The organism is Azospirillum sp. (assembly GCF_050789165.1).
The window spans coordinates 92,183-105,087 of record NZ_JBOZRT010000080.1 but is presented as its reverse complement, the minus strand read 5'-3'; the positions used below and the strand labels follow the sequence as shown (position 1 = coordinate 105,087).

Genomic DNA, 12,905 nt, shown 5'->3' with positions numbered 1-12,905 from the left:
TCAGCCGCCGTACGTGCGGGCGGCGTCGAACATGGCGCGCACGTTCTCCACCGGCGTCTCGTCGGGGATGCCAAAGGCGCAGTCGAGGATCAGCCGGCCGCCCTTGTGGAAGACGTTCTCCGCCAGATGCCGGACGGCGGCGTCCACCTCGTCCGGCGTGCCGGTGGTCATCATCGACGGCGACAGGTTGCCGCGCAGCGCCACCACGTCGCCCAGCACCTCGAAGGCGCGGACCATGTCGGTGCGCTCGAACCAGTAGATGCACTTGCCCGGGGGCACGTCGCGGATGACCTCCAGCCGCTTGGTGCAGTCGGCCTCCCACATCGGCATCGGGATCAGCCCGGCGTCGATCAGGCCGATCAGCATCCTGCGGAACGACGGCCACCAGAAGGTCTCGAACTGCTTGGGCGACATGAAGGCGTCGGGCGCCCAGTGCACCGGGATGAACACCACCGGGTTGCCGGACGCCTGTGCTCCCGCCACCGCGTGGCGCAGCAGGAAGACCGACGCCTTGTCCAGCAGCTCCAGCAGCTTGTCCTTGTTGCGGAACAGGTCCTTCATCATGCCGGTGGCGCCGCGGAAATAGTCGGCGATGAAGTCGTAGGGCGACACCGAGGTCGTGGTGTAGCTGACCGGGAAGCCCAGCGCCGCCATGCGCTGGGTGAACTGCGTGTGGTGGGCGGCGAAGCGCTCGACCTCCTCCGCGGCCTTGATGACCTTCTCCAGCGCGGCGCGGACGGAGGGCTTGGCGAAGGCGCGGATGCCGCCGATCAGGCGGAAATAGTGCAGGCCGGGCAGGCTCGGCAGATCCTCGAAGCCCTCGAAGGCCCTGGCCACCCGCGGCAGGTACTTCTGCAGGTAGAAGCCGGTGGGGTCGAAGAGGAACTCGTCGTATTCCTCCGGCTTCATGTATTCGCGGTCGACGTACTGGAAGGGCTGGTCGTCGCCGACCCCGTGGCCGGGCCAGTTCAGCTGCTTGAAGCCGATGGCCTCCAGTGCGTTGCCGAACGCGGTGGCCAGCACCAGCGGGCTGTGCACGTCGGGGGCGAACTCCAGCACCGCCCGCTCGGCGATTGCCTTGGTGCCCTCATAGTCGTACATCAGCTGCTTGCAGGAGATGCCGGCGTACTTGGCCAGCCAGAAGGTCGGCTGCATGCCGATGGGCATGCGGTCCGGCTGCCTGAGCGCCACGCAGTCCATGACGCGCTGCCAGCGCGCGTCGTACGCCGCTTTGGCCTCGGGAGTCTGGATCAGGTCGGTCATGCCGCCACCCCGACCCAGCGCTTGCACAGGGACACCGCGTCCACCGCGTTGGTGCCGAAGGCGTCGGCGCCGGTGTAGCTGCGCACCGTCTCGTCGATCTGGCCGCCGCCGATCATGATCTTGGTGCTGCCGCGCAGGCCGGCGCCGTCGATGGCGGCGATGGTCTCCTTCATGGCGTCGAAGGCCAGCGTCAGGAAGCCCGACAGGCCGATGACGTCCGGCTTGTAGGCGTCGATCTCCTTGAGGAAGGTCTGCACCGGCACGTCGACGCCGATGTCCTTCACCTCGAAGCCGTTGATGTCCAGCATGAAGCTGACGATGTTCTTGCCGATGTCGTGCAGGTCGCCGTGCACCGTGCCGATCAGCACGCGGCCGAGCTTCTTCGGCTCCTCGCCCGGCGCGTGGGTGATCAGCGGCTTGGCGATGGCGCCGATGGTCTCCAGCATCTCGCCGGCCAGCACCAGCTCGGGCAGGAAGTACTCGCCCTCTTCGAAGCGCTTGCCGACGATGTCCATGCCGGCGCGGCACAGCTCCAGCACCCGCAGCGGGTTGGCGCCCTCCTCCAGCAGCATGCGCCTGGCGAGGTCGATGGCGTCGTCCTCGTTCATGTCGGCCAGCCAGTCGACGAGCTGGCGTTCCTGTTCGGTCATCTCTTCCATCGGCAGAGTCCTCCGTTCTTGGCCGCTCAGGCGGCGGTTTGTCGGGTGCGCAGGCCGGATTCGACGATGGCGTCGGCCAGCACGCCCTCGTTGCGATGCCCCATCAGGTGGACGCCGGCCACGCCCTCCATCGCCGCCAGGGCGCGGATCGTCTCGACCAGGATGCGCTTGCCCTCGGCCTTCTGGTCGGCGGCGCGGGCGACGCGCTCGATCACCGGGGGCGGCACGCGCACGCCCGGCACGTGTTCGGCCATCCAGCGCAGCGCCTTGGCGCTGCCCAGCGTGCCGACACCGACGATGAGGGCGCAGCGTTTGTGCAGCTCGCGCTCGCGCACGGCGCGCAGGAAATCGGCGAAGGCGGGCAGGTCGAAGCAGAACTGCGTCTGGATGAAGCGCGCCCCGGCCTCGACCTTGCGCTCCAGGTTGGCGGCGCGGTCGGCGAAGGGGGGCACGAAGGGGTTGGCGGTGGCGCCGAGGAACAGGTTCGGCGGCGTCTCCAGCGCCCGGCCGGAGGCGAAGACGCCGCGGTCGCGCATGTCGCGCGCCACGCGCAGCAGCGACACCGCGTCCAGGTCGAAGACCGGCTTGGCCTCCGGCTGGTCGCCGCCGGCCCCGTGGTCGCCGGTCAGGCAGAGGACGTTGCGCACCCCCAGCGCCGCGGCGCCGAGGATGTCGCCCTGCACGGCGATGCGGTTGCGGTCGCGGCAGGCGATCTGCGCCACCGGGTCGAAGCCGTGCGCCGCCAGCACCGCCGCGGCGGCCACGCTGGACATGTGGCAGTTGCCGCCGGCGCCGTCGGTGATGTTGATGGCGTCCACCAGCCCGCGGAAGCGCTGCGCCCGTTCGACCAGCGCAGCGGGGTCGGCGGAGTCCGGCGGCGCCACCTCCGCCGTCACCACGAAGCGGCCGGAGCGGCAGGCCTGCTCGAAGCCGTGCACCGCCCGCTCGCGCGGCGGCGGGGCCTCGGCGGCGGCTGTGGCCGGCACCGGCCGGCCGGTCATCAGCGGCACCAGGGTCGAGCGTCCGGCCCGGCGGTGGTCGAGCGGGGCGAGCGCCGGCCCGTCGGGACGGCCGTCCACCCGCTTGCGGCCGGCCGTCGCCTCGACCCAGACGCAGCGCATCGCCGGGTCCACTTCGCAGCCGCCGTCGGCGCGCACGCCGCCGCACGGGCCGTTGCGCATCCCCTTGGCGCAGTTGGACGGGCAGGCCATGCCGGTGTGCGACAGCGCGCACTGGCCGCACATGCGGCAGTCGAACAGGAAGCGCTTGGCCGCGCGCTCGGCCGGCAGCAGCAGGCGCTCGGCGCGCGGCGGCCCCAGCCGCCGCACCGCGCCGCCGAGCAGCGGCGCCCAGCGCGCGCACGCGTCGTAGACCCGCTTGAGGCCACGGGCGTGGCGGACGCTCCAGTGCCTGACCGCTTCCATCCGTTGCCGAGCCTCCCGTCCGGATGTGTTTAATTGCGTACAATAGATGGCCGGATCGCCCTCTCCCCCTGTCCACCTGAACCTTTCCATTCCGTCATCCCCGCGAAGGCGGGGATCCATAATTCCCAAAGCGGGCTGTTATGAAACGTATGGATCCCCGCCTTCGCGGGGGTGACGGGTGAGAGAGGGGCAGGCTGTGCGGGGGGCGCCGCTCCGATTCCGCCGTTGATGGCTCTCAATGTATACAATGACAGGCGTGCGGCAATTGATCTGGATCAACGATGATCCGCGAGACGCACAAAAAGAAAGCCCCTCGCCCCGGGTTGGGGGAGGGGCTCAGTGGCGGGGTGAACGCCCTTTATCAGGTCGCGTTTTCGAGCAGCAGCAGCCCGGCGCCGGTGTTGGAGATCGGGATGTGGTAGTTGCTGTGCAGCTTGCTCACCGTGCCGGTCAGCGCGCCGCGCATCACCAGCCACAGGATCAGCTCCGCCCCCTGCGCGCCGGCCAGCCGGACGAGGTCGTGGATGGAGTACTTGGTCAGCGCCTCGGGATCATCGACGATCTTCTCCAGGCACATCAGGTCGAAGTTCTTGTTGATGAACCCCGCCCGCTCGCCGTCGAGCTGGTGCGACAGGCCGCCGGTGCCGATCACCACCACCTTCAGGTCCTTGTCGAAGGATTCCACCGCGCGGCCGAGCGCCTGGCCCAGCTTGAAGCAGCGCGCCGGGCTGGGCAGCGGGTGCTGCACCGTGTTGACCACCAGCGGGATGGTCTTGAGCCCGCCCATCTTCGACCGGTCGGGCCACAGCAGCGACATCGGCACGGTGAAGCCGTGGTCCACCGCCATCTCCTGGCAGGTGCAGAGGTCGAAATCCTCGGCGACCACCGAATTGATGATGTGCCAGGACAGCTCCGGGTCGCCGGGGTAGGGCGGCAGCGGCTGCAGGCCCCAGCCCTCGTCCTTGTTCTGGTACTCGAACGCGGCGCCGACCGAGAAGGTCGGCATCTTGTCGAGGAAGAAGTTCAGCCCGTGGTCGTTGTAGATCACGATGGCGACGTCCGGCTTGACCTCGTCCAGCCACGCGCGGACCGGCGGGTAGGCGTCGAAGAACGGCTTCCAGTAGGGATCCTCGAACATCTCGCGGGCGATGGCGTTGCCGATCGCGGGGATGTGGGAGGTGGTGATGCCACCGACGATGCGCGCCATGTTCAGACCCCCGCCGCCACGAGTTTCGCCTTGAAGTCCTCGACCGTCATGCCGGTCTGCTGCGCGCCGACGTCCTGGACGTTCAGCCCGAAGATCCCGGCGAACTTGGCGAGGTAGTAGATGTTGCCGCCCGCGGCGATCAGCTGCAGGACGTTGCGGGCCTTGATGGCGGCCTTCTGCTGGTCGTTCAGGCCGTACTTGGCGCAGTAGGCGTCCTCGTCCGCCAGGAAGGCCTTGCGGTTCTCGGCCTCGTTGAACGAGTAGCACATCTTGTTCAGCGCGTAGCCCTTCATGGCCATCGCGCCGTCGAAGATGGTGGTGCCGGGGATCGGTTCCGGCGCACTGACGCTTGTCATGGCGTTTCCTCCTGGTTCTTGTTCTCTCTCGGGTCTCGCCGCGCCGCGGAAGCGGGGACGATGCCGTTGCCCGCATCATCCGCTGGCCGCACGGATCATGCCATTTTGAAATTCCCCGAGTCTTATAAGGTTTTTCTATAGCCGGCGAGGCAGGAGGGCAAAAGAGCCGGAAACCGGCCATTCAAAAGCCGGTGCTGCCATTCAAAAAGCGATGAGGGAACGGTCGGAGCGGCGCCGCGCTGGCGCAACGGCACGGCGCCCCCGGCGCATACGGTTACCATTCCGCATGCGTCGGGAACGGTCGCGGCTGAGCGGCCGCGCCTACTTGGCGGCCGCCTTGGCCGGGTGTTGCTTCATCCAGTCCTGGAGCTTCTGGATTTCCTGCGTCTGGTCGTCGACGATCTTCTGGGCCATGGCCTTGAGATCCGGATCGGTGCCGTGCTGCAGTTCGACGCGGGCCATGTCCACGGCGCCCTGATGGTGCGCCGCCATCATCCGCGCGAAGTCCTGGTCGGCGTTTCCGGTCATCGGCTTGCGCATCTCGCGGTTCATCGTCCGCATGCTCTGCATGTAGCCGCGCGAGGCCGGGTCCGTCGGCATGGCCTGGGCGTTGCGCCCCTGGTGCATGCCCTGGCCCGGCATGCCCTGCCCTTGGCCCTGCATCATGCCCTGGTTCCCCGGCATGCCCGGACCGCCCATCGGGCCGGAGCCCGGCCCCTGCTGGGCCGCCGCCGTGCCGGCGAGCAGCGCCACGCCGGTGGCGAGCGGGATGACGAAGCGACGCAGTCCGCTGATGATCATGATGTGCTCCTCAGGTCGGTTGGGGCGATGACGCCGTTCCATGACGAACGCCTAATATTCCGCCTCGTGGGGAACGGGCGGCGGTACCCGAGGTTCCGACGGCGGAATCGCGCCACCCCTGGCGCTCACGCCTTGAGGATGCCGGTGATGAGATCGAAGAAGGCCGGGATGGCAAACGGCTTGCGCAGGAAGGCCGTGTAGCCGCCGAACCGTGCGCGGACGGCGGCTTCCGGCACGGCGCTCATCATGACGATGGGAATGTCCTTCCAGGCGGGGTTGGCGAGCATCGCCTCGCCGAGCGCCGCACCGTCCAGCAGCGGCATCATGAAGTCGGTGACCACGAGGTCCGGCCTGCCCTCGGCAAGCCGTGTCAGGGCTTGGCGGCCGTTGGCGGCCGACATCACGCGGTAGCCCTCGTCCTCCAGGAGGACCGTCAGGACGCCGGCGATGCCGAACTCGTCTTCCACCAGCAGGATGGTCTTCACGCATCACTCCTGGCGCGGGCGCCGCTTGGGGGCGCCGGTGGGTTCGGGCGGGGGCGCGTTGGGTGCCTCGGCATAGCCGCGCAGCATCCCTTCGTACCCGGCGAAGCGGCCGACGATCCGAACCCCGCGGCCGGTGATCTCGAACTCGTGCAGTGCCGGGTCGAAGCCGCTGTCGCGGATCTTGACGACCGACAGCAGGCGCCGGGTGCGCGCCTGCACCTCGACGTAGCGCAGGGCGAACAGGCTCTCGGCCAGCGAGGAGATGCCGGTGATCGGAACCTCCAGCGTCGGGCCGATGATGTCGCGCGATTCCAGCGTGTAGACCGCCGTGACGCCCAGCGCCCGCAGTTCGTTGGACAGCACCGAGAAGAAGCGGCTTATGCGTTCCGGATGGACGGCGGATTCGATGAACGCGCCGAGGCCGTCCACGAACAGGCGCCGCACGCCGCGGCGCCGCACCGCGTCGCGCAGCCGGTGCGCCAACTCGTCGAGCACGGTCTCGCCCTGGGCCTGCCAGAGAATCTCGAGCGCGCCGCGCGCCTCCAGCCCTTCGAGATTGATCCCCAGCGCCGTCGCCTTGAGCCTGAGGCGCGCCGGGGTTTCATAGAAGCCCAGCATCAGGCCGGGCTCCGCCGCGCTGCACCGTGCGAGGAAGTGGAGCCCGAAGGTGGTCTTCCCGATGCCGGTCGGCCCCATCACGACGTTGGTTGTCGCCTCCACCAACCCACCTTCGATCAGCGCGTCCAGACCGTCGACACCGGATTGAACCCGGTTCCGGCTCGCCCGGTCCGGCGCGCTGGGCGTGGCGAACAGCGCTTCGAAGCGCGGAAAGACGACCAGCCCGTCGAGGGTGATGCGGAACGCGTGGCGGCCGCGCAGGGCGCCGCTGCCCCGGAATTTGCGCACCTGGAGGCTGCGCTCGTTGCGCACCTCGAAGAGGCGGTCGTCCAGCTCGATCAGCCCGTCCACCATGGTGTGCTCGGCCCGCACCGGCCCCGCCCCGCCGGTGGTGAGGAGGAGGACCGTGCACTCGTTCATCGCCGCGTGCATCTGCACCTCGTGGACGAACTTCTTGAACTCGCGGTCCGACACCGCCGTATCCTCCGCCGCGACGAGGCCGTCGAGCACCAGCAGGCTGGCCCGGTGCCCGCGGATCTCGCGCCGCAGCAGGTCGAGCAGCCCTTTCAGCCCCTCCTCCTCCAGGGTCTTGAAGGCGCTGATGTAGTACAGCCGTTCCGGGATGACCGACTCGTCGAAGAACGCCAGCGGGCGCAGGTGCTGGAGCATGCGCGTGTGCGACTCGGCCAGCAGCGTGACGTACGCCGCCCGGCCGCCGCCGGCCACGTGGGTGAAGCACATCTGGTTGGCCAGGATGGTCTTTCCGGCGCCCGGAACACCCTGGACGATGTAGACCCCACCCTTGAGAAGGCCGCCCTGCAGCACGAGGTCCAGGCCGGCGATGCCCGTGGGGACACGGTCGAGTTCCATCCTGTGCAGGTCTTCCGTCATGAGGGTCGTGATCCGGTTGAGGTGGCGTCCAGCGGCAGTCGCACCGTGAAGGCGGCGCCCGCGCCCGGGGAGCTGTCGACCGCGATCCTGCCGCCGTGCGCCTCCACAAGCGAGCGCACGAGCCACAGCCCGACGCCGAAGCCGGCCCGCGCCGGCCCCGAGACCACCTGCTCGAACTGTCCGAAGATCCGCTCCAGCTCGACGGGGGGGATGCCCGGCCCCTGGTCCCGCACCGTCAGGCGGACCTCGTCCCCCTCCGCGGCCAGGATCACGTCGACGGGGCCGTCGGCGCCGAACTTGATGGCGTTGGACACCAAGTTGCCGACGATCTGCTCGAGCGCCAGGGCATCCCAGCGGCCGTGCAGGCTGTCCGGCACGTCGAGCCGGAGGGTGGCGCCGGTGTAGGCCGCCTCCGCCGCGTGGCTGTCCGCCACCTGCCGGACCACCGCGGCGAAGTCCACCGCGCCGATGTGGAGATCCTTGTGGCCGGAATTGATGCGCGACACGTCCAGCAGCGTCGTCGCCCGATCCACATAGCGGGCGAGCGAGCGGGTGGCGCCCTGCAACGCGTCGGTCAGGTCCGCGTTGCCGCCGGCCTGTGCCAATTGCAGCGCGACGTGCAGATGGAGGCTCAATGCGTACATCGGGTTGCGCAGCTCATGCGCCGCGATGGCGAGGAAGGCGTCGCGCGCCCGTACGGCCTCCTCCAATTCCTCGATGCGGGCGGCAAGCTCGGCTTCCCGGCTTGGGCCGCGCGAGGCGCCGATGTGGGCGGTGCGCTGTTTCAACGACGTCCCCTGAACCGTTCGCACTGGACACGAGCCGGCCTATCGTAGCGATCCGCGATCGTTTGTATGCAAGTGGATCGGCATAGGCCGGACGTGCGGCGCGGGCGCAGGTACGGCCATCGGTACAGCCCAACAGCCGGAAACGGGGGGCGTTCCTAGGGTGGCGGTGGCGCGTCAGTACGACGCCACGCCGGGCACCCGGGCGCCGCCGCGGGTGTAGATCTGGTACGGCCGGCAGCGGTCGTCGAGCAGCACCACGGCCTGCCCCGGCTGGTCCGCGAAGGACGCCCACGCCTGATAGCGCACGATGCGGTCGCTGAGCTCGTCGTAATCCACGCCGTAGACCAGCCCGCGGATCCGCTCGATGGCGACCCCCGAGCCGGCGAGGACCGAGGCCACCGCCTCGTTGCAGGGGTTGGTCGCCAGCCGGTCGAGCGCGGCGACGCTGCCGGGTGGAGGCACGCCTTGGGGCGGCGGCTGCAGCCCGGCGCAGGCGCCGAGGATCAGCGTGGCGGCGAGGGCGGCGACGCGGCCGGACGCGGGTCCGTTCATGGCCGCTCACTCCTTTGCGGCCATGAACGCCGCGAACTCCTCCTGGTGGTCGGGGTGCCAGCGGGACAGCGCCGGGCGGTTCCGGATGATGTCCTCGGCCGCCCAGCGGATGCGGCGTTCGTCCATGGCGCGGGTGACGTCGTTGTCCGGGCAGAGGATGTAGAAGTCTCCGTTCGCCATCGCCGGCAGCAGAACATCCACCACCTGCTCCGCCGTCCAGGCGCCGGCGGGCTTCTCGGTGACGCCGCGCGCCCGCGTGAAGCCGGTGAAGGTGAAGCCGGGGATCAGCAGATGCGCGCTGATCCGGCAGCCGGGCGTGTTGCGCAGCTCGTGCGCCAGCGCCTCGGTCACCACCTTCACCCCGGCCTTGCTGGTGTTGTACGCGGTGTCGCCCGGCGGGCAGGTGATCCCCTGCTTCGACCCGGTGTTCACCACCGCGCACGGCGTGCCCTGGGCGATCATGGCCGGCACGAAGCTCTGAACGCCGTGGATGACGCCCCACAGGTTGGTGTCGAGGATCGCCCGCCAGCGGCCGGGATCGCCGAACAGCCCGCCGCCGCCCTCCGTCGCCGCGTTGTTCATCAGCACGGCGACCTCCCCGAACGCCGCGTACGCGCGCTCCTTCAGGCGCTCGACGGCGTCGGCGCGGGAGACGTCGGTCGGCACGGCGATCACGTCCTGCGGATCGCGCGCGATCCGCGCCACCGACTCAGCCGCGGCGCCGAGCGCGCCGGCATCGACGTCGGCGAGGCAGACCTTCATCCCGAGCGCGGCGAAGCGTTCGGCGGCGGCGAGCCCGATGCCGCTGGCCGCGCCGGTGACGACGGCGGCGCGGCCGGATGCCAGGGCGGGGTGCTGGGTCATGCGTGCGTCCTTCCGTGCGTGTCGGTCGTGCGTGTCGGTGTCGGTCCGGAGCGTACCATGTGGGTGCCTGGGCTTGGCGTGCAAGCCGGTCGCCCTGTATCGTGCCGTGCGTGCGGGCCGCAACGACGGCCGCGGAGGGGAGTGAGGACGATGGCGAAGGAAAGTGCCCAGGGCTACGTGGACGACCCGCGGAACGACTCCGTGCTGGTCTATGTGGACGGGGAGTTCGTGCCGCGGAACGAGGCCAAGGTCTCGGTGTTCGACAGCGGCTTCGTGCTGGGGGACGGCGTCTGGGAAGGGCTCCGGCTGGTCCGGGGCAGGCTCCTGGCGCTGGACGACCACCTGGACCGCCTGTACGAGGGCGCCGGCGCCATCCGCATGGACATCGGCCTGGACCGCGACGCGCTGACCGGCGTCGTGCGCGAGACGCTCGCCCGCAACGGCATGGACGACGGCGTCCACATCCGCCTGATGATCACCCGCGGCCGCAAGAAGACGGTCAACCAGGACCCGCGCTTCGTCCTTGGCCGTCCCACCATCGTGGTGGTGGCGGAATACAAGCGGCCGAGGCCGGAGACCAAGGAGAAGGGCCTGACGCTCTTCACCTCCACCTTCCGCTGCAGCGGGCCGGACGTGTTCGACCTGCGCCTCAACTCGCACAGCCGCCTCAACCTCATCCAGGCGCTGATCCAGGCGATCGACGCCGGGGCGGACGAGGCGCTGATGCTCGACCCGCACGGCTTCGTGGCGAGCTGCAACTCGACCAACTTCTTCATCGTCCGCCGCGGCGAGCTGTGGACCTCGACCGGGCGCTACAACTTCAAGGGCATCACCCGGCGCAAGGTGCTCGACCTCGTGCGCGCGGACGGCGGCCCGGTGCGCGAGACCGACTTCACGCTGGCCGAGACCTACAGCGCCGACGAGGCGTTCGTGACCGGCACGCTGGGCGGCATCACCCCGGTGACGCGCATCGACGGCCGCCCCGTCGGCGACGGCCGGCCGGGCGCCTACACCCGCGCGCTGGCGGCCCGCTACGAGGCCTACATCACCGGCGAGGCCGCGTCGTGAGCGGCCCCATTCGAATCGCCATGTGGTCGGGGCCGCGCAACATCTCCACGGCCATGATGCGGGCGTGGGAGAACCGCCCCGACACCGCCGTGGTGGACGAGCCCTTCTACGCCGTCTATCTGGCGGAAACCGGCCTGGACCACCCCGGCCGCGAGGAGGTGCTGGCCAGCCAGCCCACCGACTGGCGCACCGTCGCCGCCACCCTGGTCGACGACCCGGTGCCCGGCGGGCGGGCGATCTTCTACCAGAAGCACATGACCCACCACATGCTGCCGGGGGTCGGGCTGGACTGGACGGACCGCGTGCGCAACGCCTTCCTGATCCGCGACCCGGCGGAGGTCGTGGCCTCCTACGTTCAGCGCCGGGGCAGCGTCGACCTCGCCGACATCGGCGTCGAGCGGCAGGCGGAGCTGTTCGACCGCGAGGCCGACCGGCTCGGCCGCGCGCCGCCGGTGGTGGACGCGCGCGACGTGCTGGTGGCGCCCGCCGCGACTTTGGCCAGGCTCTGCGACGCGCTCGGCGTGCCCTTTACCGAGGCCATGCTGCGCTGGCCACCCGGCCGGCGGGCCACCGACGGCGTGTGGGCGCCGCACTGGTACGCGTCGGTGGAGGCCTCGACCGGCTTTGGCGCGCCACCGCCGCGGGCACCCGCGCTGTCGGGCGACCTGCTGCGGGTCGCCGAGGCGGCGCGCCCCACCTACGAGCGCCTGCACCGCTGGCGCCTCGCCTGACATTTTGCGTCGGGTGTGAGCCCCTCCACTTCGCCGTCACAGCGGCCGGCATAGGGTGTGTGCGACACGCTTGCCGGCCTTGGAGGGCATCATCATGACTGAGACCGACACCCTGGAACGCACCGCCATCGTCGTCTGCGCGCTGCTGCGCGAGCTTCACGCCGTCGTGGCCGACCCGCTGGCACCGGACGACGTCACCCTGGGCATCCTGCTCGGGACCGCGATGTACTGCGACGAGACGATCGGCCCCTTCCGTGCCCAGCGCCTCATGCAGCACGCGCCGCACATCGTGCTGAGGACGGACGCCCACGTGACGGAGGTCGAGACGCGGCGCCTCGCCCCGGTCCTGCGGGCGTTCGGGATCCATCTCCAGGCGCTGAACGCGTTCGACCCGGCCCCGGAGGCGGTCGCCGCCGCGGACTGACGTCAGGCGCCCTTGATGTCACACCGGTGAGCCGCGCCGCTTGCGGCGGCGGTTGACGGCGTGGATGCGGTCGATGAGGTCGCCCATGGTCGAGGCCTCCTCCACCTCGCCCAGGTGCAGCAGCACGCGGACATAGGTGTCCAGCAGGCCGAGCACGGCCTCCTCGTCGGTGGCGCCGCGCGCCGGGCGGCCGAAGGAATCGAGAATGAGGGTGCCGCTGTCGGCAAGCGCACCCGCCACCTCGTTGATGGCGGAATCCAGCGCGGCGTCGTCCCCGTCCGGCACGGACAGCACCGGTTCGAGGATGGTGGGGAAGGAGAGGCGGTCGTCGGCGTGTTCGATCATGGCAAGGACTCGAGCGGCGTCGCTCCCGGCGCTGCCGGTGTGCGCGCAAGGCGGAACGGAATGGAGAGAGATGGCCGATGGAGCTGCGGTTTGTCGATCGGCGTAGCCTCTATATGGCGATGCGCGGCGGCGGCTCAAGTCCGGCCCCCACCGCGCATCGTCCCCGCCCGCCGCGGCGCGGGCGTCGGTCAGCGCTCCGGTGTCTTGCCGGCGGCCGGCGGGCGGTCGCCCCCGGTCGCGGTGGTGGCTGGAATGAGCACGGCGAAAGCCGTGCCGCCGGTGTTGGAATAGATCACGGTGACGTCTTCCGCCGCCGGCTCCGCGGCGGGCTTGTCGGTCTGGCTGTTCATGCTCGTCCGATCGTGGTTGCCGTACGCTGCGGTGCACAACGGCGGTACGCCGGATTGGATCCCGCATGGCAGACCGGCG

General features: G+C 70.1%; 16 protein-coding genes. 3 read left to right on the top strand and 13 right to left on the bottom strand.

Translation table 11 applies throughout. The features are described from left to right. From ACRWK7_RS17495 to ACRWK7_RS17445, 11 genes are all read right to left on the bottom strand, one after another. Positions 1 to 1,263, bottom strand: coding sequence for a uroporphyrinogen decarboxylase family protein (locus ACRWK7_RS17495; RefSeq protein ID WP_431857551.1), 1,263 nt, complete (start codon positions 1,261 to 1,263; stop codon positions 1 to 3). Beyond that, positions 1,260 to 1,922, bottom strand: a complete 663-nt coding sequence (locus ACRWK7_RS17490) for a cobalamin B12-binding domain-containing protein (RefSeq protein WP_431857550.1) — start codon at positions 1,920 to 1,922, stop codon at positions 1,260 to 1,262. Before ACRWK7_RS17490 ends, ACRWK7_RS17495 begins: the two co-directional genes overlap by 4 nt. A gap of 26 nt (positions 1,923 to 1,948) precedes the next feature. Continuing rightward, positions 1,949 to 3,346 (bottom strand): methylenetetrahydrofolate reductase C-terminal domain-containing protein, encoded by a 1,398-nt coding sequence (locus ACRWK7_RS17485; protein ID WP_431857549.1) that lies wholly within the window; start codon positions 3,344 to 3,346, stop codon positions 1,949 to 1,951. A gap of 361 nt (positions 3,347 to 3,707) precedes the next feature. Further along, positions 3,708 to 4,553 (bottom strand): class III extradiol dioxygenase family protein, encoded by an 846-nt coding sequence (locus ACRWK7_RS17480; protein ID WP_431857548.1) that lies wholly within the window; start codon positions 4,551 to 4,553, stop codon positions 3,708 to 3,710. A 2-nt stretch (positions 4,554 to 4,555) separates the two neighbouring features. Then, positions 4,556 to 4,909: a protocatechuate 4,5-dioxygenase subunit alpha gene (locus tag ACRWK7_RS17475; protein ID WP_431857547.1), complete on the bottom strand. Its 354-nt coding sequence runs from the start codon at positions 4,907 to 4,909 to the stop codon at positions 4,556 to 4,558. Between the two features lie 321 nt (positions 4,910 to 5,230). Further along, positions 5,231 to 5,710: a CopM family metallochaperone gene (copM, locus tag ACRWK7_RS17470; RefSeq protein ID WP_431857546.1), complete on the bottom strand. Its 480-nt coding sequence runs from the start codon at positions 5,708 to 5,710 to the stop codon at positions 5,231 to 5,233. A gap of 125 nt (positions 5,711 to 5,835) precedes the next feature. Further along, entirely contained in the window at positions 5,836 to 6,195 is a 360-nt protein-coding gene (locus tag ACRWK7_RS17465) for a response regulator (RefSeq protein ID WP_431857545.1), read from the bottom strand. Between the two features lie 3 nt (positions 6,196 to 6,198). After that, positions 6,199 to 7,704, bottom strand: a complete 1,506-nt coding sequence (locus ACRWK7_RS17460; RefSeq protein ID WP_431857544.1) for an RAD55 family ATPase — start codon at positions 7,702 to 7,704, stop codon at positions 6,199 to 6,201. Beyond that, complete coding sequence (locus tag ACRWK7_RS17455) at positions 7,701 to 8,492, bottom strand: sensor histidine kinase (protein WP_431857543.1); 792 nt, start codon at positions 8,490 to 8,492, stop codon at positions 7,701 to 7,703. Before ACRWK7_RS17455 ends, ACRWK7_RS17460 begins: the two co-directional genes overlap by 4 nt. 174 nt (positions 8,493 to 8,666) lie before the next feature. Then, the gene (locus ACRWK7_RS17450) at positions 8,667 to 9,044 is read right to left on the bottom strand and encodes a hypothetical protein (RefSeq protein WP_431857542.1); all 378 of its coding nucleotides are present in this window, start codon (positions 9,042 to 9,044) and stop codon (positions 8,667 to 8,669) included. Between the two features lie 6 nt (positions 9,045 to 9,050). Next, entirely contained in the window at positions 9,051 to 9,908 is an 858-nt protein-coding gene (locus ACRWK7_RS17445) for an SDR family NAD(P)-dependent oxidoreductase (protein WP_431857541.1), read from the bottom strand. A 150-nt stretch (positions 9,909 to 10,058) separates the two neighbouring features. On the opposite strand from ACRWK7_RS17445, the gene ACRWK7_RS17440 reads away from it, so the two are divergent. The 3 genes from ACRWK7_RS17440 (at position 10,059) to ACRWK7_RS17430 (ending at position 12,131) form a co-directional block, all read left to right on the top strand. Further along, on the top strand, positions 10,059 to 10,976 hold the full coding sequence (locus ACRWK7_RS17440) for an aminotransferase class IV (protein WP_431857540.1): 918 nt from the start codon (positions 10,059 to 10,061) through the stop codon (positions 10,974 to 10,976). Beyond that, positions 10,973 to 11,707 carry a hypothetical protein gene (locus tag ACRWK7_RS17435; RefSeq protein ID WP_431857539.1) on the top strand — a complete coding sequence of 245 codons (735 nt, stop codon included), beginning with the start codon at positions 10,973 to 10,975 and terminating at the stop codon, positions 11,705 to 11,707. Before ACRWK7_RS17440 ends, ACRWK7_RS17435 begins: the two co-directional genes overlap by 4 nt. Positions 11,708 to 11,801: 94 nt before the next feature. Then, entirely contained in the window at positions 11,802 to 12,131 is a 330-nt protein-coding gene (locus ACRWK7_RS17430) for a hypothetical protein (RefSeq protein ID WP_431857538.1), read from the top strand. An 18-nt stretch (positions 12,132 to 12,149) separates the two neighbouring features. Here the strand turns inward: ACRWK7_RS17430 and ACRWK7_RS17425 are convergent, their stop codons facing one another. Both ACRWK7_RS17425 and ACRWK7_RS17420 read right to left on the bottom strand, forming a co-directional pair. Then, the gene (locus ACRWK7_RS17425) at positions 12,150 to 12,476 is read right to left on the bottom strand and encodes a hypothetical protein (protein WP_431857537.1); all 327 of its coding nucleotides are present in this window, start codon (positions 12,474 to 12,476) and stop codon (positions 12,150 to 12,152) included. 188 nt (positions 12,477 to 12,664) lie between these two features. Continuing rightward, positions 12,665 to 12,826 carry a hypothetical protein gene (locus tag ACRWK7_RS17420; protein ID WP_431857536.1) on the bottom strand — a complete coding sequence of 54 codons (162 nt, stop codon included), beginning with the start codon at positions 12,824 to 12,826 and terminating at the stop codon, positions 12,665 to 12,667. Positions 12,827 to 12,905 lie beyond the last annotated feature (79 nt).

Bases quoted from the DNA above. Each gene is read 5' to 3' on its own strand.
- ACRWK7_RS17440 (WP_431857540.1), top strand. From the start codon at position 10,059: ATGGCGAAGGAAAGTGCCCAGGGCTACGTGGACGACCCGCGGAACGAC.
- ACRWK7_RS17485 (WP_431857549.1), bottom strand. From the start codon at position 3,346: ATGGAAGCGGTCAGGCACTGGAGCGTCCGCCACGCCCGTGGCCTCAAG.
- ACRWK7_RS17480 (WP_431857548.1), bottom strand. From the start codon at position 4,553: ATGGCGCGCATCGTCGGTGGCATCACCACCTCCCACATCCCCGCGATC.
- copM (WP_431857546.1), bottom strand. From the start codon at position 5,710: ATGATCATCAGCGGACTGCGTCGCTTCGTCATCCCGCTCGCCACCGGC.
- ACRWK7_RS17445 (WP_431857541.1), bottom strand. From the start codon at position 9,908: ATGACCCAGCACCCCGCCCTGGCATCCGGCCGCGCCGCCGTCGTCACC.
- ACRWK7_RS17450 (WP_431857542.1), bottom strand. From the start codon at position 9,044: ATGAACGGACCCGCGTCCGGCCGCGTCGCCGCCCTCGCCGCCACGCTG.
- ACRWK7_RS17460 (WP_431857544.1), bottom strand. From the start codon at position 7,704: ATGACGGAAGACCTGCACAGGATGGAACTCGACCGTGTCCCCACGGGC.
- ACRWK7_RS17495 (WP_431857551.1), bottom strand. From the start codon at position 1,263: ATGACCGACCTGATCCAGACTCCCGAGGCCAAAGCGGCGTACGACGCG.
- ACRWK7_RS17475 (WP_431857547.1), bottom strand. From the start codon at position 4,909: ATGACAAGCGTCAGTGCGCCGGAACCGATCCCCGGCACCACCATCTTC.
- ACRWK7_RS17430 (WP_431857538.1), top strand. From the start codon at position 11,802: ATGACTGAGACCGACACCCTGGAACGCACCGCCATCGTCGTCTGCGCG.
- ACRWK7_RS17490 (WP_431857550.1), bottom strand. From the start codon at position 1,922: ATGGAAGAGATGACCGAACAGGAACGCCAGCTCGTCGACTGGCTGGCC.
- ACRWK7_RS17420 (WP_431857536.1), bottom strand. From the start codon at position 12,826: ATGAACAGCCAGACCGACAAGCCCGCCGCGGAGCCGGCGGCGGAAGAC.
- ACRWK7_RS17425 (WP_431857537.1), bottom strand. From the start codon at position 12,476: ATGATCGAACACGCCGACGACCGCCTCTCCTTCCCCACCATCCTCGAA.